Here is a 19419-nt window from a genome sequence, read left to right as displayed (position 1 = left end):
ATGGGGCGGCAGGCCCCCCGGAGACGTCTTCGGCCTTGACGGAGTAGGGGCCCAAACCCCGGCTCGGGTCCTCCATCCTGATCCGCATCCGTTCGCCCGGATCGCGGCGCGGCGCGCGTTTGACCTCGCGCGGGCCTCAGCACATCGACAGGTGCGCCCGGGGCACCCTCGGTCTTCGCAGGCATGCTCGGCGCGCCGGTCGGCATTTTCCCGCGCCGATAGTCCGGAAACGACGAAACCATGTCGGTTTCTCGGCGGACAGGTCGGCTACCGATGCGATGGGCTGGAGGGGCAGCGAGGGAGGTATGGATGACTCATTCCGTCGAAGCCGATTCCGAGCGCCTAAGGCGCCGTCGCAGCGGCGGGCGCGCCGCGCGGCGCGAGATGAGGCTCCGCACGGTGGTGGCCGGGCCGCCCTTCATCCGGCGCAAGACCCCCGTGCACGCTGTGCTGGACGAGGAGGGTCTCACGCGCATCGAGGCCACTTCTGACCGCATTCTCGCCGAGATCGGCATCGAGTTTCGCGACGATGAGGAGGCGCTGCGGCTCTGGCGTCGGGCCGGGGCAGAGATCGACGGGCTGCGCGTGCGCTTCCCCAAGGGGCTGCTCGCGGAAGTGCTTTCGACCGCGCCCTCGCGCTTCATCCAGCATGCCCGCAATCCGGCCAATGACGTGGAGATCGGCGGCGACGGCGTCGTTTTCGCCCCGGCTTACGGCTCGCCCTTCGTGATGGATCTCGACCGGGGGCGGCGCTACGGCACCATCGCCGATTTCCGCGACTTCGTGCGCCTTGCCCAGTCCTGCCCATGGATGCACCACTCCGGCGGCGTGGTTTGCGAGCCGACCGACATTCCAGTCAGCCATCGTCATCTCGACATGGTCGCAGCGCATCTGACGCTTTCGGATCGCCCGTTTCTCGGCGCCGTGACCACCGAGAAACGGGCCGAGGATTCGGTCGAACTGGCGCGGCTGGCCTTCGCGCCCGGTTTTCTCGACACCCACTGCGTGATTATGGGCAACGTCAACGTGAATTCGCCGCTCGTATGGGACGGCACGATGACTGGGGCGTTACGCGCCTATGCCGCCGCGGGGCAGGGGGTAGTCTGCGTCCCCTTCATCTTGGGAGGCGCGATGGGACCGGTCACAAATGCCGGGGCCATCGCGCAGGCCCATGCCGAGACGCTGGCGGGCTGCGCGCTTGCGCAACTGGTGCGGCCCGGTGCGCCGGTGGTCTATGGCAACTTCCTTTCCTCGATGGCGCTGCGCAGCGGGTCGCCCACCTTCGGCACGCCCGAGCCCGCGCTCGGCTCGCTGGTCGTCGGCCAGCTCGCCCGGCACGCCGGTCTGCCGCTGCGCTGTTCGGGCAGCTTCACCACCTCCAAGCTGCCCGATGCGCAGGCGATGCAGGAGAGCATCGTCTCGATGATGGCGGCGGCGAATTGCGGTGCCAATTTCGTGCTGCATGCGGCAGGGTTTCTCGATGGGCTGCTGTCGATGAGCTACGAGAAATTCGTGCTCGACTGCGATTTTCTCGGTGCGCTGCACAGCTATCTCGGCGGTATCGACACCTCCGACGAGGCGCTGGCGCTCGACGCTTTCCGAGAGGTCGGGCCGGGCAGCCATTTCTTCGGCTGTGCCCATACCATGCGGCATTATGAGACCGCCTTCTGGGACTCGGATCTGGCCGACAACCACAATTGGGAGAGCTGGGATGAGGATGGCGGGCTGGACGCCGCGACCCGCGCCAACGCGCGCTGGAAGCGGCTGTTGGCAGAGCACGAGGCGCCGCCGATCGATCCCGGGACCGCGGAGGCGATCTCGGATCACGTGGCCCGCCGAAAGGCCGAGCTGCCGGAATGCTGGCATTGAGCGCCGCGAGCCGGTTCAATGCGACTGCCCGACCGGAGTGACCCGATGCGCGACGACCCCCTTTTGCAACCCTTCCGGCTCAGGCACCTGACGCTGAAGAACCGGGTCATGTCGACTGCGCATGAGCCGGCCTATTCCGAGAACGGCCTGCCGGGCGAACGCTACCGGCTCTATCACACCGAGAAGGCGAAAGGCGGCATCGCGCTCACCATGACCGCAGGCTCTGCGGTGGTCTCGCCTGACAGCCCGCCCGCTTTCGGCAACCTCACCGCCTACAAGGACGAGATCGTCCGGCCGCTGTCGGAGATGGTCGAGGCCTGCCACGAACATGGCTGCGCGGTGATGATCCAGCTGACCCATATCGGCCGGCGCACCGGCTATGCGGGTGGCGACTGGTTGCCGGTCATCGCGCCCTCGGCCTTGCGAGAGCCGGCGCATCGCAGCCACCCCAAGGCGATGGAGGACTGGGACATCGACCGCGTCGTGCGCGACTGGGCGGCGGCAGCAGAGCGGATGAAGGCGGCCGGTCTCGACGGGATCGAGATCGAAAGCTACGGCCATTTGATGGACGCCTTCTGGTCTCCCGCCTGGAACCGGCGCGAGGACGAGTGGGGCGGCAGCCTCGACAACCGGCTGCGCTTTACGTGGGCGGTGATCGACGCGGTCCGAGAAGCGGTCGGCCCGGAGTTCATCACCGGCATCCGCATGGTGGCGGACGAGAACATGGAGGGTGGCCTGAGCCGCGAGGAGGGCATCGAGATCGCCCGCCGCCTCGCGCATTCGGGCAAGATCGACTTCCTCAATCTCATTCGCGGGCACATCGACCACGACGCCGCGCTCAACGAGGTGATCCCGATCACGGGCATGCGCTCGGCCCCGCATCTCGACTTTGCGGGTGAGGTGCGGGCGGCGACGCGCGTCCCGGTGTTTCACGCCGCCGCGATATCGGACGTGGCCACCGCGCGTCATGCCATCGCCGAGGGCAAGCTCGACATGGTCGGCATGACCCGTGCCCACATGGCGGATCCGCATATCGTCGCCAAGATCATGCGCGGCGAAGAGGCGCGCATCCGGCCCTGCACCGGCGCGACCTATTGCCTCGACCGGATCTACGAGGCGGGCGAGGCGCTGTGCATCCACAACGCCGCCACGGGGCGCGAGGCGCGGATGCCGCATGTCATTCCGAAGGCCGCCGCGCGACGCCGCGCCGTGGTGGTGGGCGCCGGTCCCGCCGGGCTCGAAGCGGCGCGGGTTCTGGCCGAGCGTGGCCATGACGTCACCGTGCTGGAGGCCGCGTCGCGGCCGGGCGGGCAGGTGCTGCTCGCCACGCGCAACCCGCTCCGGCGCGACCTGGTCGGCATCGTCGACTGGCGCGTGGCCGAGCTGGAGCGGCTTGGCACGCGGATCGAGTGCGACCTCTATGCCGAGGCTGAAGACGTGCTCGCCCGTGCCCCCGACATCGTGGTGATCGCGACGGGCGGGCTGCCGCAGACCCCGCCGATGCCGGGGGGCGGTGCCGAACTGTGCCACAGTTCGTGGGACGTGCTCTCGGGCGAGCTGCGCCCCGAGGGCAAGGTGCTCGTCTATGACGACCATGGTGGCCATCAGGCACTCTCGGCAGCCAAACTGCTGGCCGAGGGCGGTGCCGAGGTCGAGATCGTCACGCCCGAGCGTATGTTCGGCATCGACATGGGCGGGATGAACCACGTGCCCTACGCGCGCGCCTTTCAGTGCACCGATACGCGGATCACCCTGCACACCATGCTGACCGGCGTGCGGCGCGACGGCAATGCGCTGGTGGCGCAGCTTGGATCGCGCCACGCGCCGAGCTGGTCCGAGGAGCGCCGCGTCGACCACGTCGTGGTCGAGCATGGTACCGCGCCGCTCGACACGCTTTACTTCGAACTGCGACCGCATTCGACCAATGACGGGTCAGTCGATCACGCGGCGCTGCTGGCGGGGCGCGATCCCTATCCACGAGATTGCAAGGGAGTCGTTCTCCTGCGGATCGGCGATGCGGTTGCCTCGCGCAACATTCACGCGGCGATCTATGACGGCCTCAGGATGTGCCTGCCGCTTTGAACGGGTCACCGAGTGTCGGCTCACTCGCTCCATACCACCTGACCTGACAGGCGGGCGATCAGGAAGTCCATGAAGATCCGGGTTTTCGGGGTCAGCACGTTGGTGCGCGGATAGACCAGCCAGAGCACGGAGCGGTCGTTCATTTTCCACTCGGGCAGCACCCGGATAAGCCGGCCCGCCGCCAGTTCATGGGCGACGTTCCACAGAGAGTTCATCGACAGCCCGGCGCCCGCAAGGGTTGCCTCGCGCTGCGCATCGCCGTCATCCACGATGGTTCGGCAGCTCATGCGGGCGGGGTCGAGCAGGGCTTTCTCTCCGGCCGCGTTCACCAGTTCCCGTGGCTCGAGGTTGCTCCAGGCGATGAGCTGGTGGTCCGCCAGATCCGCCGGTGTGGTCGGGATGCCGTGCGTTTCGAGATAGGCCGGCGAGGCGCACAGAACCCGGGTGTCATCGGCGAGCTTGCGGCCCTTCAGACTGCTGTCGCTCAGCGGCCCGCTGCGCAGGGCCAGATCGAAGCTGCCCTCGATCGCGTCGAAACGCGTATCGGAGAGGCGCAGGTCGAGCGTGAGATCGGGATAGAGTTCGTGGAACTCGGGCAGCAGTGGCATGATGTGCAGCTGCGCGAAGCTGCTGGGTGCTGCGAAGCGTAGCGTGCCCTTCGGACCTGCTTCCGTGCCTCCCAAGGCAGCCCGGGCCGCATCGGCTTGGGCGAGGATCTCGCGGGCATAGGGCAGGAAATCCGACCCCTCCAGCGACAGCGACACCTTGCGGGTGGTGCGCCGCAGAAGCTCCACGTCGAGCTCCTGCTCCAGCTTGGCGAGACGCGCGCTTGCGACCGCGGGGGCGAGGCCCAGCTCGCGCCCCGCGGCAGAGATATTGAGCCGTTCGGCCGCCATCACGAAGAGACGCAGGTTGTCGGTGTCCATGGCGATTATATCCCGAGGCCGAATAATCAAATCCGGAAGCTGCCGGTTTCACGGGGAATCGCAAGAGATATCTTGGGGGACAACGGAATGAAGTCATCAAGGACATGACAGATGAAGGCGATCGGCTATCGCGCAGCGGGCGCGGCGGACACTCTTGAGATTTTCGACGCGGACCGGCCCGAAGTTCGCCCGCGCGACCTGCTGGTCGAGGTCAAGGGCGTCTCGGTCAACCCGGTGGACGTCAAGCTACGCGCGGCGGTGCAGCCTGAAGGCGGCCCGCGCGTCTTGGGCTTTGATGCGGCGGGGGTCGTGGTTGAAGTCGGCGACGAGGTCACGGGCTACGCGGTCGGTGACGGGGTTTTTTACGCCGGCGACGTCATCCGCGCCGGCACGAATGCCGCATTTCATGCGGTCGACGAACGGATCGTCGGGCGCAAACCCGCCAGCCTCGGTTTCGCCGAAGCCGCCGGCCTGCCGCTGACCACGATCACGGCGTGGGAGATGCTGTTCGAGTCCTTTCGCCTGAGCGAAGGCGGCGGCACCGGCGGGACCCTGCTCGTCCTCGGCGGGGCCGGTGGCGTAGGGTCGATCCTGATCCAGCTCGCCAAGGCGCTGACGGGTCTCATGGTGATCGCGACCGCCTCGCGTCCCGAGACGCAGGACTGGGTCCGCAAGATGGGCGCCGATCACGTGGTGGATCATCGCGGCGACCTCGCGGCGCAGGTGGCCGAGCTGGGCCTGACGCCCACATATGTCGCCGCGCTGACCGCGACGGATCAGCACTGGCCCGCGATCATCGAGCTGATCGCACCGCGCGGCCAGATCGCGCTGATCGACGACCCCGAGACGCTGGACATCAAGCCTGCAAAGCCCAAGGCGCTGAGCATCCATTGGGAGTTCATGTTCACCCGCTCGATGTTCCAAACCGAAGACATCGGCGCACAGCGGGACCTGCTGAACCGCGTGTCGGAGATGATCGACGCGAGCAGATTGCGGTCCACCGTGACGGAACGGGCGGGACGGCTGAGCGTCGAGGCGCTGCGCGCCGCGCATCTGCGGCAGGAAAGCGGCCGGGTGATCGGCAAGCAGGTTCTGGACGGCTTTTGAGGTAGTGCGAAAAGGAGATCGAAGATGTTGGACGAGACCAGGCACGCGACCTTCCCGAGTTTGAACCGCGCCTACAACACCGTCTTCAAGCCGGGACGGATGAGCATCGGGCTGGTCGTTCCGCTCGAAGCCTATCCGCACGGCGCCGTGCCCGACATGGCGCGCCATGCCGAGCGCGCCCGACTGGCCGATAGCCTCGGCTTCGCGGCGCTGTGGCTGCGGGATGTGCCGTTCAATGTGCCCTCCTTCGGCGATGCCGGCCAGCTTTTCGATCCCTTCGTCTACCTCGGGGCACTGGCCGCCTCGACGCGCGACATCGCGCTCGGCGTGGCCAGTGTCGTCCTGCCGCTGCGCCACCCGGCACATGTGGCCAAAGCCGCGGCTTCGGCAGATGTGCTCTCGGGCGGGCGGCTTCTGCTCGGTGTCGCCTCGGGCGACCGGCCCGACGAGTATCCCGCGCTGGACATGGGCTTCGAGGATCGCGGCGAACGCTTCCGCGACAGCGTGGACTACATTCGGGCGATGGCCAAGCATTACCCGCGCGCCCGGACCGCTCACGGAATCCTATCAGGCAGGATCGACATGTTGCCCAAACCCGCGAGCGGCCGCCTGCCGCTCTTGATCACGGGTGGCAGCCAGCAATCTCCCGACTGGGTCGCGCGGAACGGCGACGGCTGGATGACCTATCCGCGCGACGCAGCGACGCAGGGCCGCGTGGTCGGCGAGTATCGCCACCGGATCGTCGAAGCCGGTCTGCCCGACAAGCCGGTGATGCAGTCGCTCTACGTGGATCTCGTCGCGCAAGCGGACGCGTCTCCGCAGCCGATCCATCTCGGTTTCCGGTCGGGCACGGACCACCTGCGGCGCTACCTGATGCAGATCCGCGAACAAGGCATCAACCACGTCGCCCTGAACCTGCGGTTCAATGGCGCGGATATCGAGGACACCATGCGGCGACTGGCGGACGAGATCCTGCCGGCGTTCCACAGCTGAGGAGGCCCCAATGGCCAAGACGATCCTGATCACCGGCGCGACCGACGGCATCGGCCTGCTGACCGCCAAGACGCTGGCCGCCCAAGGCCACACCGTCCTGCTTCACGGGCGCAGCGCCGAAAAGCTGGAAGCTGCCGCGCGGGAGGTGGGCGGTGCGCCGCAGACGTTCCGCGCCGACCTGTCCCGTCTCGACGAGGTCGCGACGCTGGCCGAGGACATCCGAAGCCGCCACGAACGTCTTGACGTGCTGATGAACAACGCCGGCGTCTACAAGACCCCGCACACCCGGACGCCTGACGGGCTCGACACCCGCTTCGTCGTCAACACCCTCGCGCCCTACCTGCTGACGCAGCGCCTGCTTCCGATCCTCCCCGAGGATGGCCGGGTGGTGAACCTGTCCTCGGCGGCGCAGGCACCCGTGGATGTAGACGCGATGCGCGGCAGGCACGCGCTCGATCACATGGCCGCCTATGCCCAAAGCAAGCTGGCCATCACGATCTGGACGCAGGAGATGGCCCGCGCCCATCCGGACGGCCCGGCTTTCATCGCCGTGAACCCCGGCTCCCTGCTGGCCTCGAAGATGGTCAAGGAGGGCTTCGGCGTGGCGGGCAACGACCTGTCGATCGGGGCCGACATCCTGGGTCGGGCCGCGCTGTCGGACGAGTTCGCCAGCGCTTCCGGTCGCTATTTCGATAATGACAGCGGGCGCTTCGCGCAGCCCCACTCGGCGGCGGATGACAAGAGCCAAGTCGCCGCGGTCATGGGGGCGATCCGCGACCTCACCGGCGAAGCGGGGCATACCCGAAGATAGGTTTTGGAGATCGCGGCCGGCCTGCCTTAACATCCGCAGCGGAGGAGGCATGACTGCAGGCACCACAGACCTCCGCAGGCGGGAGGAGATCGCGGCCTCTTGGGAGCGCTGCGAGCGGCAGCACAAGCTCACCCGCGATGCCGCGCGGCCGATCCTGCTCCTGCAAGCCTCGGAGATCGCGCCGAGGCTGAAGCGGATCGTCGAGCGCACCGGTGGCAGGCAGGGATTTTTCCGCCAGCTCGCTTCGGTCGCCGGAGATGGAAAGCGCTGCCTCGTCGTCACCGATGCCGAGGGTGTGCTCGTGCGGCTCGAAACCGCCGGCCGGGATCGGGATGCGGAGGATTGGAACGGCATTGCGCTCGGCTCCTGCTGGGACGAACGGATCGCCGGGACCAATGGGGTCTCGATGGCCCTGCGCGCAGGGCGCGCCTATACCGTGGGCGGTGCCGACCATTTCTACGCAAGACTTAGGGCTTTCGCCTGCACCGGTGCGCCGATCTTCGATGCCGAGGGCGCGCTCGTGGGGTCGGTCAACCTTGTCACCTTCGATCGTGGAAGCGCCACTGATCATCACCTCGCCCGCCAGTTTCTTGAAACGGCGGCCGAGCGTATTCAGCGCCGGCTGTTCGAGCAGCGCTTCGCGGATAGCCTGCTTGTGGCGGTCTCATCCGGGGCACATGGCCGGCCTTTGTCGGGCGGCGGGTTGGTCGCCGTGGACGAGGCCGGGATCATCCTCGGGGCAACCACGGCCGTAGACAGGATCGTCGGCGACTGCGCGCCTCGTGGCCTGAAGGGCCAACCGTTCCAAGCCGTGTTCGACCTCGAGAGCGAGGCGCTGGCCACGGTGCCGGAGCGCGTCTTGTCGATGCCGATAGCCAAGGGTGCTATGTTGAACCTTTCAGCCTTGCTACCCGGCAGGGCTAATCGGGTCCGTCGCCCCATCCCTCCCGCAACCGCGCCGCAGCGGCGCAGGCTGTCGCTGTCGCTTCGGCAGTTGGCGACGGGTTGCAAGGTCATGGCGGCGTGCTGCGCCGAGGCGGAAATGCTGTTTCGCACCGGGGTCCCGTTTCTGATCGATGGCGAAACCGGCACCGGCAAGTCGGCACTGATCGCGGCATTGGTCGGCAACGCGCCCTTGCTCAAGGTGGATTGCGATACGCTGAACGGAGCTGAGACGGGCATCGAAGCTTTGCAGTCGCTGCTGTCACAGGCGCGTGTCCTGTCCCTGCTGGCCGAAGCCGCGCAAGCTCCTGCGACGGTGGTGTTCGACAACATTGTTGAGATGCCGCCCAAGACGCAGTCGAGCTGCGCAGGCAGTTGGACGAGATGGAAGAGGAGGCGCCTGGCATCGGCCAGCCGCAGCCGCAGCTGGTGGCCCTGAGCCGACGACCCTTGATGGACGCCGTGGCGAATGGACGGTTTCGCGACGATCTCTATTACCTGCTCACCCGGGCGCGGGTATCGCTGCCGCCGCTCAGGGATCGCGAGCAACCGGAGGTGCTGGCCCAAGTTCTCGCCACGCGGATGACCGACAGGAAAATCGAGTTCAGCGTTGAGGCGGTTGCTTTGATCCGGGCACATACGTTCCCCGGCAACCTGCGGGAGCTGCGGGCGGCGCTGGAACGGGCATTGATGACCCTGGCAGGGGACCGGATCACGCCTGTCGATCTGCGCCCGACGTCGATCATGATGGCAGAGCACGTCCCTGCCGTTCAGGATGCTCGCATTCGGGCTTTGTCTTATGACGAAGGGACACTGATCCGCGATGCGCTGACCTCCAGCGGCTGGAACGTCACCGAGGCCGCCCGCCGTCTCGGTATGAGCCGCGCAACGATCAACCGCAAAATAAGGCGTCATGGGCTGGCGCGCCCGGCGTGACGCCCCGGTCAGCGGTGCCCGTCAAGACACCGCCGCGAGGCGGCCCGGCGACGGTCACGTGAGATCGTCTTTCCCTTCGACGAGGCGTTGTTGCAGAACTCAGGGGTGAGGCGTAGGTGCCCCTTTCCCCAGTGAGGTCATGTCACGCGAACGATCTCGGCGGTGCCGAGAGCTGAGAAGCGGTTCATGAGGGCGATGCGGATGTGGACTTCGGCGGTCTGGCGGTCGGGGTCTCTTGCGGCGATGCGCTCTCCGAATGCCTTGAGGCAACGCATCTTGGCTTCGACGCGGCTGCGGAGATGGTAGCCGGTCCACCGCTTCCAGAAGGCTCGACCAAAGTGTCGTGTCGTCCGGAGGATGTCGTTGCGGGCCAAGGCTGCCGGTCCATCTTCTTTCCAAGGTCGTCCGTTCTTGCGGATCGGAATGATCGCCGTGGCCTGGCGCTCGATGATCGCGGTGTGGCAGCGACGCGTATCGTAGGCACCATCGGCGGTCACGGTGCCGATCGGCTCGTCGTCGGGGATCTGGTCGAGCAGATCCGGCAGGACCGGGCTGTCGCCGTCGCGGCTGGGGGTGAACTCCACGGCGCGGATGTCGGAGGTGGTCGTGTCCATGGCCAGGTGGACCTTCCGCCACTGACGACGGCCCTGTGGCCCATGCTTGCGGGCCTGCCATTCGCCATCGCCGAGGAACTTGATGCCGGTGCTGTCCACCAGCAGGTTCAGCGGGCCACCGGCCCGGCGATACGGGATCTGAACAGACAAGCTTTTCTGCCTGCGACAGAGCGTCGAGTAGTCCGGCACCGGCCAGTCCAGCCCCGCCATCCGCAACAGGCTGGCCACCATCCCAACCGTCTGCCTCAGCGGCAGCTTGAACAGAACCTTGATCGAGAGGCAAAATTGTATCGCACCCTCGGAGAAGACCGGAGGACGCCCCGGCCGTCCCCCATGCGGTGCAAGCCACGTCATCTCCCGGTCCAGCCAGATCAGCAGGGAGCCGCGCTTTCGCAGTGCCGCGTTGTAGGCGGACCAGTTCGTCGTGCGGTAGCGGGCAGGCAGGGGCTTGGTCATGCCGCCTACCTATGCGGCCGATCCGCGCCGGAAACCGTCAGGCGGGGAGTTCTGCAACAACGCCACATGGTGGCCACGCCGCGCGTATTCGGCGCAGAGAAAGCGCCCGAGATAGCCGGTCGCGCCGGCAACGAGAACGTTCATGGATCGTCTCCGGTGTTCATGACAGGCCGACGCCAAGCGCGGTGGCGGCCATGAGGAAGAGGACCGGCGTCCAGAGCAGGCGCTCCGGGCGCGAGGGGCTGGCGGCGTTTGCGGCGAGCGATAGCAGCGTGAGCGCGAGGGCGGGCCAGAACAGGGGCGCCAGCGGCGCCGCGCCGATCCCGGCCCTGGCGAGCACCGCCCCGGCCATGGTTGCGAGCAGCGCGACCTGGACCAGCGCCAGCGCCCGCCAGGCCGGCGGCAGGCGGCCGGGAAAGCGCCCGCCGACCGTCAGGCGGCCGAGTGGGGCACCGGCGGCGACGCCCAGATGCATCAGCATGGGCAGTGCGGTCAGCCCGGCATAGGCGAAGGCGAGGGGACCGGACCCTCACCACCGCAACAGGCGCGCCGGAAGCGACCGTCGCGGGCTGCGCGGCCTCCCCTCGGACAGGCCGAGATCGCCCCACAGGTGCCGGGGCGCAGACGCGCGGCGTCCTGTCAGATGACCCGTCTCCCCGGTCAGCAGGTGGTGCAGGCCCTCCATGCGGGTGCGAACATCATGCATGGCTTCCTCCCTCAGTTTACGACCGCGTGGCCGCGGCCGCGCAGACAGTTCAGGACGATGTCCTCACGCGTGTCGCTTGCCTCGGACGCGCTTGCCGCAGCACCCGCCAGCGCGCCGACGACGGCCCCGCCGAGCGCGTCGCCCTCTTCGTCGACCTTGCCCAGCACGCCGCCGATCCCGGCGCCGATGACGGCTGCGGCCATCGTGTCATGGTCCAGCTGCGACTGGCTTCGGGCAAGATGCCGGCAGGCGGCGAGATCGCTTTGGAACTGCGCGCGCGGCGCGCCGTCCAGGATCGGGTCCACATCCGCGCTCATGTCGGCGCAGGCCGCCAGCAAGGCGGTCATGCAGATCGGGGCGATCAGCATCGGTTTCATGTCATGTCTCCTTCGACCACCAAGAGTGTCGAGAGAGAAATTACATGTCCGCGCCGCTCGACGGCATGACCGCGGGGATCAGCGGCTTGACCTGCGGCATCAATCGCCGCGCCACGCGGTCGGGCTCGCGCCGGTCCATCGCCGGAACGCCCGCACGAAGGCCGAGGCCTCCGAGAAGCCCAGAAGATAGGCCGTCTCGCCGACCGAAACCTTGCCTGCGCTCAGGTAATCCATCGCCATTCGGCGGCGCAGGTCATCATGCACCTGCGCGAAGGTTGCGCCTTCGTCCTTCAGTCGGCGGTAGAGCGTCTGCCGGCTCATGCCGAGATCGCGCGCGATGAGATCCATCGACAGCGTGCCCTCGTGCAGACCCGCAAGCATCCGTGTCTCGACGACAGAGCGCATGGTGTCATGCGTGGCAAGCTCGTCGAGCAGCGCGTCCGCATGGCGCGTGAAGATGCCGAAGACGTAGTCCTTGCCGCCGTCGAACGCCTCGTCGAGCCAGACCGGATTGATGCGAAGCGCATTGCGCGCCGCGCGGAACGTGACCGGCACCCGAAAGAGCTCCGGGTAGCGGTTGGCATGCGGCGGCGGGGCGTAGGTCACCTCCAGCGCTTGCTCGAAAGGGTGTTCCGGGGCAGAGCGGCGGAACTCGGAGATGAACCGCGCGAAGCTCGCCTCCGTGGCCATCCAGCTGCCATCGCTGGGGCGGTGGTCCACCAGCCAGACCGCGCCTGCGTCCCGCGCCAGTTCGAACCGGTCCCGTCCCCCGGGGATCGGCACGTCGGCCATGAGGCGCGAATAGCGGTTCAGCTGGTCGAGACTGTGCGGAAAAGAGGTGGAGGCATGCACGATCTGGCCGACGATCGAGATCATCTCCAGCCGGGTCTCCAGCACGTGCCGCAGGAGCAGCGAGGTGTCGCCCGTCGCCTCGATCCCGGTCGCGATGAGGGTCCGGTAGGAGGTGACCGGGATGCGGGTGTCCTGATCCGCCAGATCGTCCTCCGTCAGCCTCGACGCCGCCAGCAAGCTGTCTCGAGGCACGCCTTCGGCCACCGCATAGTCGAGGAACGCGGCCGCGAACCCGGCGGCCATGGTCTGATCGGACATGCGGCAGTCTCCTCGGGTCAGGATCTCGATGCGCCCGGTCATGCCCCCACTGAACCGGCGCTGGCAGATTGTCCCGATACATGACGTAGGGACAACCCCCTTGCTGCGCCCCATGATTGCCCCGATCGCCGCCGGCTTCGGTCGCTCCGACCCGGCTTTCGCCAGACACCTGTGCACTTGCGCATGCCCCGACCCCAAGCTCGTTGCGAAGAGGCCAGACGTGCTGCCGACGACTGCATTCGCCTGACCGACCTGCCCGCATCTGCGACCCCAACTCAAACCGGGACTCCAGTCCTCTCGCGTGCCATGACCGCCTTCAGCGCCGGGCGATCGGCGCAGCGCGCGATCCAGGCCCGAAGGGCAGGCTGCTCCGGCCTGGCCTCCGGCAGCCACTGGAACGGGCTCGACAGCAGCAGGTCGACCGCCGAGTAGTCCTCGCCGAGAAGGTAGGGCTGGCCGTGCAGCGCCTCCGACAGCCGGGCGAAGACAGCATCGAGATAGCGGAAGGTCGCCTGTAGGATGGGATGTTCGATCTTGGCCCAGTCGAGCACCAGAACCGGCTCCATCACGCCCTGGTAGTAGAACAGCCAGCTCAGGAAGGCCCCGCGCTGCGGATGCCCGACCGGCCGACCGAGCCCCGTCTCGGGGAACCTGTCCGTCAGGTAGGTGATGATCGCGCCTCGTTCGTGCACGTGGTCGTCGCCGTCGGTCAGGTAGGGCACCTTTCCCTCGGGATGCGGATTGCGGGGGTCCGGACCGCCGCTGCCGTCCGGCCTGACGACCGAGACCTCGCGCAGGTCGATGCGGTCGGCGATACCCATCTCCTCGATCAGAACGAGGATGGAAGTCGAGCGGGACTGCGGGGCGTGGTAGAAGGTCAGCATGACTGGCTCCTGAGTTTGTGTCCTGTCTTGCTATAGGCTCGGTGTGCTGACAGATTCCGTCAGCATGGCCCGGACCGATCGCCTCATGCGCCTGATGGACGCGCTGCGACGCCTGCCCGCGCCGGTCACTGCGGCGCGGCTGGCGCAGGAGACGGACGTCTCGCGACGACAGCTCTACCGCGACATCGCCACGCTGCGCGCCGGCGGTGCGCTGATCGATGGCGAGGCCGGGGTCGGTTACCGGCTGACCGAGGACCCCGCCCTGCCGCCGCAAAGCTTCTCGCGGCTGGAGATCGAGGCGCTCGTTCTCGCCGTCGGAGAGCTGCGCCGGACCGGCGACGCGGTGCTGGAGGAGGCGGGCCGCACGGCCCTCGCGCGGATCATCGCGACGCTGGCGGACGAGCAATCAAGACAGGCCATGCACACCGTCCTGCGCAGCTTCCATCCGCCACCCGCGTCTGTGGACTTCACCGTCGACATGACGCTTCTGCGCCGCGCCTGCTGGGAGGAGCTGGCGCTCGACGTCCGGTATCGCGACCTCGGGGGTCGGGTCACGCAGCGCGAGGTCTGGCCCCTCGGCATCAGCTACTCGGACGGCGCACTGAAGCTCTTGGTTTGGTGCTGCCTCAGGCAGGACTGGCGCATCTTCCATGCGTCCGGGATCGAAGACGCCTGCTTTAGCGGTCGCAGCTTCAGGCCCCGGCGCGTGTCCCTGCTGCGTGACTATGTGGCACGACGGACCGAGTCCGGAGGAGCCGCGAAGGCATAGGCACACGTTCAGCGCGCGGCGGGCATGGGCCCGATGGCGGCCTCGGCTGTGCGGATCGAGAGACCGTTGCGCCCGGTGATGGCCGGCGCCTCGCGGACCAGCGCCGGGTCGGTCAGCGCCGCCACCATGAACAGCGCGAAATCGGTGCGCCGGGTCAGGTTGCTCGCGAGGATCGGGTCGCCGACATGGCGGGCCCAGACCGGCAGGCCCTCGCTCGGGCCCTCCTCGAGATCCGAGCCACGCACGACGGTCCAGTCGCGATCCGAAGCGAAGACGAGGTCGGTCGCGCGGACCTGATCGTCGAGATCAACGAGGCGCAGCGCCCTCAGGATCGGGGTGCCGAACCTGACGATTGCGCGGATCTTCCAGCCATAGCGGTCGCGGCCGTCGCGGCTGATGTGCCAGCCGCAGGAGAACACGAGCCGCGCGGCGGGCGGGGCGAGGTCGAGCACAGCGCGCGCGGTGCGCGAGGCGTAGTCCTGCACGCCCCAGGGCGCGAGAACCACCAGCACGCCGTCGCAGTCGCGCGTGGCCCGCTCGATCACCGCGCGGTCGTCGGTGCGGCCGGGATGGACCGTAATGCGGCCCTTGAAGCGGGAGAGTTTGCCGACGCTCTCGGGGCGACAAACGCCGGTGACTTCGTAGTCGCGCGCCAGCGCGTGTTCGGTCATGTATTGCCCGAGCTTGCCCGAAATGCCGACGATGCAGATGCGTTTCATGGGGGATCTCCTTGCGATATGGGGTCAGGCCGGGATGGGGTGCGGCGCGCGGGCGCGCGGGCCGCGCAACAGCAGCCAGAGCGCGAAGCCGATCTCGGCCAGCGTCACGACGAGCAAGAGCGCAATCTTCACCGCCGCCAGCATCGCGGCGTCGGGCAGGGCGAACATCTGCACGCTGTCGACGAGGTAGCCCGTGCCACCGACGATCAGGCCAAAACCCAAGGCCCGTGGATAGAGCCCCGAGCGCAGGACCAGCGTGCCCAGAAGGATCAGGTGCAGGCAGAAGAAGACCTGTCAGATCCAGACGCCCGCGTCGTGGACATGGCGCAGGAGGCCAGCCAGCTCGATGCGTTGCGCCGCGCTGAAACTGTCGAGCGGCACCCGGCCATCGGCCAGCGCGAGCGATCCGGCATGAAAGAACAGCATCGCCGCCATCACGGCGACCATCATCAGCCGCGCATAGGACGCGGCAAGCGACAGCGTCGCGTTCACCGGGCGAAACATGAAGTAGAGCAGGACCGAAACGAACACCTCGGCGGTCATCATCACCACGTCGCCTACGAGGCCCGCATGAAACAGGCCGCGCCTCTCGGCGATGTTGGCGAAGGTCGTCGCCGGATCGCCCGCGACGTTCAACGCGCTCGGCACGTAGAGGATCGAAAAGCCCCCGGCAAAGGCGATTACGAGGTAAAGCGCCCCGGTCAGGCGGGCATAGGCGCGAGAGGATGGATCGTGAAAAGAGAGCATGAGAGCACCTCCTGACGATGGCTGCGGACTGCTCCTATCCTACGTCCCCCTGGCCCCGCAGAGAATTGACCGGTCTTGTCGAGCTGATATGCAAATCCGTATGGATTGGCGCAGCGTCACCTTCGACTGGAACCGGGCCCGGGCCTTTCTCGTGACGGCCGAGGAAGGCTCGCTCTCCGCCGCTGCCCGCGCGCTGAAGCTGGCGCAGCCGACGCTGGGCCGGCAGGTCAAGGCGCTGGAGGCGGAGCTCGGCGTCGCGCTGTTCGAACGCTCGGGGCGCGGGCTGCGTCTGACGCCCGCGGGCCACGACCTTCTGGAGCATGCGCGCGCCATGGGCGAAGGCGCCCGCGCGCTGTCGCTGGCGGCTTGGGGCCAGACCGAGGCACTGGAGGGCGACGTGGCGATCTCGGCCTCGGATGCCTATGCCAGCTACCTGCTGCCGCCGATCCTCGACCGGCTGCACCGGCAGGAGCCGCGCATCCGGATCGAGGTGGTCGTCTCGAACGCGCTGTCGGACTTGTCGCGGCGTGAGGCCGACATCGCGGTGCGCAACGTCCGGCCGACCGAGCCCGACCTGATCGGGCGGCGGGTCCGCGACGCGCAGGCCCGGCTCTACGCGGCGCCGGGCTATCTCGACCGGCTGGGACGACCGGGCGCGGCCCAGGGCTTCTCGGCGGCGGAGTTCATCGAGATCGATGCCTCGGGCAGCCTCATGGGCCTGCTGAACACCAAGGGCTTCAGCCTCGACGAGGGCAATTTTCCCTATCGTTGCCGCAACTTCACGGTGATGTGGGAAATGGTGCGGCAGGGCATGGGGATCGGTATCCTCGACGACCGCATTGGCGATGCCGATCCGCTGGTCGAGCGTGCCGTGCCGGGCTTCGCGGCGATCGATTTCCCGGTCTGGATCGTCGCCCATCGCGACATCGCCCGGTCCCGCCGGCTGCGGGTTGTCTTCGACGCGCTGGTGGAAGGGTTCTCAACCTGAAGACCGTCCCGTCGCCCGGTCGTGTGCGGGCCCCTGAAGGTCAGGATACAACTTTCCACGACGAGACGCGGCACATCGTCCGAGGTGCGACCATGGCTCCGGCTTGCTTGGTTGAGACTGCCGCGAACACAGCTGCGTCATTCGAGAAACTCTGCGATCACACCGTATCAGCCGGGCAATCAAGCGCGATCTCGACTGGGCAATATCCGTCTGGTCTCAACAGAGTGACGATGAGCAGCTGGAGGTTTGCATCATGTTCGAGCAGGGCAAAAGAGCGAGGCTACCAGATCAGGAAGGTCAAGAATGGAGGCTTTCTGCCGTTCCATACCGTGGCTGCTCTCGGCCCTAACCGGACCTTCACCGTCCGATCAGCGCATCCCAGAAGCGGACTTTCGAGAGGTGGTGCAGCATTCAGGCCGACGGCAAGGTCCGGTGCGCGGACGAAGCGGTCATTAACGCCCGACGCAATATGCGCTATGCTTGCAGCGATGCTGGATTTCGATAAAACCAAGCCGGTATCCTTAAACGGCACTGTTCTTGCGACCTTCGAAAGAGGCGAAGGAAATGCCCTCGTTTTCGTGCATGGCAGTGCCTCGGACCTACGCACATGGACCGATCAGCTTGACTTCTTTCCTGACCGCTATCGCACGATTGCCTACAGCCGACGTTACCACGCGCCGAACGCCCCGATAGCATCGGATGCCGGTGACCCCATCCAGACGCATGTGGATGATCTCGTGGGTTTGATCAGGGTTATGGGTGCGGAACAGGCCCATGTCGTCGGACATTCATGGGGCGGACTTGTTTCACTCTTGGCGGCAAAGCAGGCGCCCGAGCTGTTCCGCAGCCTTGTCCTGATCGAGCCGCCCGTCATCTCCATGCATGTGAACGTTCCGCCAAAGCTCGTGCAGTTGATCGGCCTTCTGTTTTCCGCGCCCCGGCTTGCGCTCGCCATCGTGAAATTCGGTGCAAGCGCCGCTGGGCCATCGGAAAAGGCGTTCCGCCGCGGCGACGACAAGTTGGCCGTTGAAAGATTTGGGCGCGGCGTTCTGGGCGACCGATACTTCGGGGCCCTGTCGGGGGAGCGCTATTCTCAAGTCTGGGAAAACCGCGGTCCTGATCGAGCCCTCGCCTTGCATCAGGGGTTCCCGGATCTGATCGGCACCTCATTCACGGACGTTCGCGTTCCTGTCCTTCTGATTGGCAGAGGTGAAAGTCCGCGCTTGTTTGGCCTGCTGATCGAAGACCTTGAGGAAAGGCTGCCCGATGCCAGTATAAAGGTCATTGGAAATGCGTCGCACCTCGTCCACGAGAACGCATCGGAAGCCCTGAACGCCGCGATCCAGGAGTTCCTTGGCAACGTCGGCTGAGGGCTCAAAGCGGACATGCCGTGGTGCGGCAGGCTCGGCCCGTTGTGACAGCATCGCGATTCGGCGGATTTGGTATGTTCGGCCGTCGGCATGATGCTGAAGACGTGGCGGGCGTGGGGGATCGGAGGAACCTTCATGCCGACTACAAACCTGCCAGCCATCCGCGCCTGCCGTCCTGCTTGGAACAAAGGCCGCATCGTTGGTCAGAAGCGTCCGCTCGAACCGAAGCATGTATGGGCGATCCGGGTCCGCCTCGAGATCGCTCAGCGGACCCGCGAGTTTGCGCTTCTCAATCTCGCGATCGACAGCAAGTTGCGAGGATGCGACCTGGTGAAAATGAAGGTCGCTGACGTGTATGCGGCCGGACAGGTCAAGCACCGCGCTTCGATCGTCCAGAGCAAAACCCAGAGGCCGGTCAGCTTCGAGATCACTGAGGGGACGCGAAAAGCCATCGCTACTTGGCTCGAGGCTCCGCTGATGATCGGGTCGGAGCATCTCTGGCCGGGGCGCTTTCACGAACGCAGGCATATCTCCACAAGGCAATACGCCCGCCTCGTGCGGAACTGGGTGAACGCGATTGGTCTCGAGCCAAGCGCCTACGGCACCCACTCGATGCGTCGGACCAAAGTGGCGCAGATATATCGCAAGACTGGCAACCTTCGCGCGGTGCAGCTCCTGCTCGGCCATACTAAGATGGATAGCACGGTGCGCTACCTCGGCGTCGAGCTCGAAGATGCGCTCGCCATCGCGGAGGCTGTGGAGCTATGAGGAGTCGGGCCGGTCGGTAGCGGCCGGCCCAGAGCCGCCGCTCGTCGGTCATTCCAGCGCTGCGCCGCAGCTTTCGCTTTGCGGCCATTCGAGTATCGCGCAGCATTTTCGTTGGGTGAAGAACCGCAGTGCGGGACCTTCCGGACCTTCGCTGCATCTGCTTAGTCAGCGCTGCTTCCGCGAAAGCCGTTAGAAGAAGAGCAAAGCTGCCATCCACCGCACAGTCCGGAAACGGCAGCTTGGAA

General features: G+C 66.8%; 19 protein-coding genes and 1 pseudogene. 11 read left to right on the top strand and 9 right to left on the bottom strand.

The features are described from left to right. The first annotated feature begins 309 nt into the window (after positions 1–309). Positions 310–1869, top strand: coding sequence for a trimethylamine methyltransferase family protein (locus NHG85_RS04040; protein ID WP_253330061.1), 1560 nt, complete (start codon positions 310–312; stop codon positions 1867–1869). Positions 1870–1914: 45 nt separating this feature from the next. After that, a complete protein-coding gene (locus NHG85_RS04035; RefSeq protein WP_253330058.1) occupies positions 1915–3951 on the top strand; it encodes an NADH:flavin oxidoreductase in 2037 nt (678 codons plus the stop codon). A gap of 20 nt (positions 3952–3971) precedes the next feature. Here NHG85_RS04035 and NHG85_RS04030 read toward each other — a convergent pair whose 3' ends face one another. Continuing rightward, positions 3972–4877 (bottom strand): LysR family transcriptional regulator, encoded by a 906-nt coding sequence (locus NHG85_RS04030; RefSeq protein WP_253330056.1) that lies wholly within the window; start codon positions 4875–4877, stop codon positions 3972–3974. Between the two features lie 111 nt (positions 4878–4988). On the opposite strand from NHG85_RS04030, the gene NHG85_RS04025 reads away from it, so the two are divergent. From NHG85_RS04025 to NHG85_RS04005, 5 genes are read left to right on the top strand one after another with little or no spacing between them, the layout of a single operon-like run. Then, positions 4989–5984 carry a zinc-binding alcohol dehydrogenase family protein gene (locus tag NHG85_RS04025; RefSeq protein ID WP_253330054.1) on the top strand — a complete coding sequence of 332 codons (996 nt, stop codon included), beginning with the start codon at positions 4989–4991 and terminating at the stop codon, positions 5982–5984. Between the two features lie 24 nt (positions 5985–6008). Next, positions 6009–6977: an LLM class oxidoreductase gene (locus NHG85_RS04020; protein ID WP_253330052.1), complete on the top strand. Its 969-nt coding sequence runs from the start codon at positions 6009–6011 to the stop codon at positions 6975–6977. A 10-nt stretch (positions 6978–6987) separates the two neighbouring features. Continuing rightward, a complete protein-coding gene (locus NHG85_RS04015) occupies positions 6988–7788 on the top strand; it encodes an SDR family NAD(P)-dependent oxidoreductase (RefSeq protein ID WP_253330049.1) in 801 nt (266 codons plus the stop codon). A gap of 49 nt (positions 7789–7837) precedes the next feature. After that, positions 7838–9169: a sigma-54-dependent transcriptional regulator family protein gene (locus tag NHG85_RS04010; protein WP_253330047.1), complete on the top strand. Its 1332-nt coding sequence runs from the start codon at positions 7838–7840 to the stop codon at positions 9167–9169. Next, entirely contained in the window at positions 9115–9666 is a 552-nt protein-coding gene (locus NHG85_RS04005) for a helix-turn-helix domain-containing protein (protein WP_253330045.1), read from the top strand. The genes NHG85_RS04010 and NHG85_RS04005 overlap by 55 nt, the downstream gene beginning before the upstream one ends. Positions 9667–9803: 137 nt before the next feature. Here the strand turns inward: NHG85_RS04005 and NHG85_RS04000 are convergent, their stop codons facing one another. The 6 genes from NHG85_RS04000 to NHG85_RS03975 all read right to left on the bottom strand — a co-directional run bounded on the left by NHG85_RS04000 (position 9804) and on the right by NHG85_RS03975 (position 13813). Further along, positions 9804–10736, bottom strand: a complete 933-nt coding sequence (locus NHG85_RS04000; protein WP_253330043.1) for an IS5 family transposase — start codon at positions 10734–10736, stop codon at positions 9804–9806. A 9-nt stretch (positions 10737–10745) separates the two neighbouring features. Continuing rightward, the gene (locus NHG85_RS03995) at positions 10746–10880 is read right to left on the bottom strand and encodes an NAD-dependent epimerase/dehydratase family protein (RefSeq protein WP_253330041.1); all 135 of its coding nucleotides are present in this window, start codon (positions 10878–10880) and stop codon (positions 10746–10748) included. A 16-nt stretch (positions 10881–10896) separates the two neighbouring features. Then, positions 10897–11217: a hypothetical protein gene (locus NHG85_RS03990; protein WP_253330039.1), complete on the bottom strand. Its 321-nt coding sequence runs from the start codon at positions 11215–11217 to the stop codon at positions 10897–10899. Positions 11218–11453: 236 nt separating this feature from the next. Continuing rightward, the gene (locus NHG85_RS03985) at positions 11454–11819 is read right to left on the bottom strand and encodes a glycine zipper family protein (protein ID WP_253330037.1); all 366 of its coding nucleotides are present in this window, start codon (positions 11817–11819) and stop codon (positions 11454–11456) included. A gap of 99 nt (positions 11820–11918) precedes the next feature. Beyond that, positions 11919–12971 carry an AraC family transcriptional regulator gene (locus NHG85_RS03980; RefSeq protein ID WP_253330035.1) on the bottom strand — a complete coding sequence of 351 codons (1053 nt, stop codon included), beginning with the start codon at positions 12969–12971 and terminating at the stop codon, positions 11919–11921. A gap of 233 nt (positions 12972–13204) precedes the next feature. Continuing rightward, the gene (locus tag NHG85_RS03975) at positions 13205–13813 is read right to left on the bottom strand and encodes a glutathione S-transferase family protein (RefSeq protein ID WP_253330033.1); all 609 of its coding nucleotides are present in this window, start codon (positions 13811–13813) and stop codon (positions 13205–13207) included. 64 nt (positions 13814–13877) lie between these two features. On the opposite strand from NHG85_RS03975, the gene NHG85_RS03970 reads away from it, so the two are divergent. Further along, positions 13878–14582 (top strand): helix-turn-helix transcriptional regulator, encoded by a 705-nt coding sequence (locus tag NHG85_RS03970; RefSeq protein ID WP_253330031.1) that lies wholly within the window; start codon positions 13878–13880, stop codon positions 14580–14582. A gap of 8 nt (positions 14583–14590) precedes the next feature. Here NHG85_RS03970 and NHG85_RS03965 read toward each other — a convergent pair whose 3' ends face one another. Both NHG85_RS03965 and NHG85_RS03960 read right to left on the bottom strand, forming a co-directional pair. Beyond that, a complete protein-coding gene (locus NHG85_RS03965; RefSeq protein WP_253330029.1) occupies positions 14591–15301 on the bottom strand; it encodes an NAD(P)-dependent oxidoreductase in 711 nt (236 codons plus the stop codon). Positions 15302–15325: 24 nt separating this feature from the next. Further along, positions 15326–16048: pseudogene (locus tag NHG85_RS03960) on the bottom strand (DUF4386 domain-containing protein). A gap of 100 nt (positions 16049–16148) precedes the next feature. Here NHG85_RS03960 and NHG85_RS03955 point away from each other — a divergent pair. The 3 genes from NHG85_RS03955 to NHG85_RS03945 all read left to right on the top strand — a co-directional run bounded on the left by NHG85_RS03955 (position 16149) and on the right by NHG85_RS03945 (position 19174). Then, complete coding sequence (locus NHG85_RS03955) at positions 16149–17036, top strand: LysR family transcriptional regulator (RefSeq protein WP_253330027.1); 888 nt, start codon at positions 16149–16151, stop codon at positions 17034–17036. Between the two features lie 488 nt (positions 17037–17524). Beyond that, a complete protein-coding gene (locus NHG85_RS03950) occupies positions 17525–18406 on the top strand; it encodes an alpha/beta fold hydrolase (RefSeq protein WP_253330025.1) in 882 nt (293 codons plus the stop codon). Positions 18407–18541: 135 nt separating this feature from the next. Beyond that, entirely contained in the window at positions 18542–19174 is a 633-nt protein-coding gene (locus NHG85_RS03945; RefSeq protein ID WP_253330139.1) for a tyrosine-type recombinase/integrase, read from the top strand. Positions 19175–19419: the final 245 nt, after the last annotated feature.

This window comes from Limimaricola litoreus (assembly GCF_024159025.1).
In the GTDB taxonomy this organism is placed as follows: Bacteria; Pseudomonadota; Alphaproteobacteria; order Rhodobacterales; family Rhodobacteraceae; genus Limimaricola; species Limimaricola litoreus.
The sequence above is the reverse complement of the archived record's forward strand: the minus strand, read 5'-3'. Positions and strand labels throughout refer to the sequence as shown.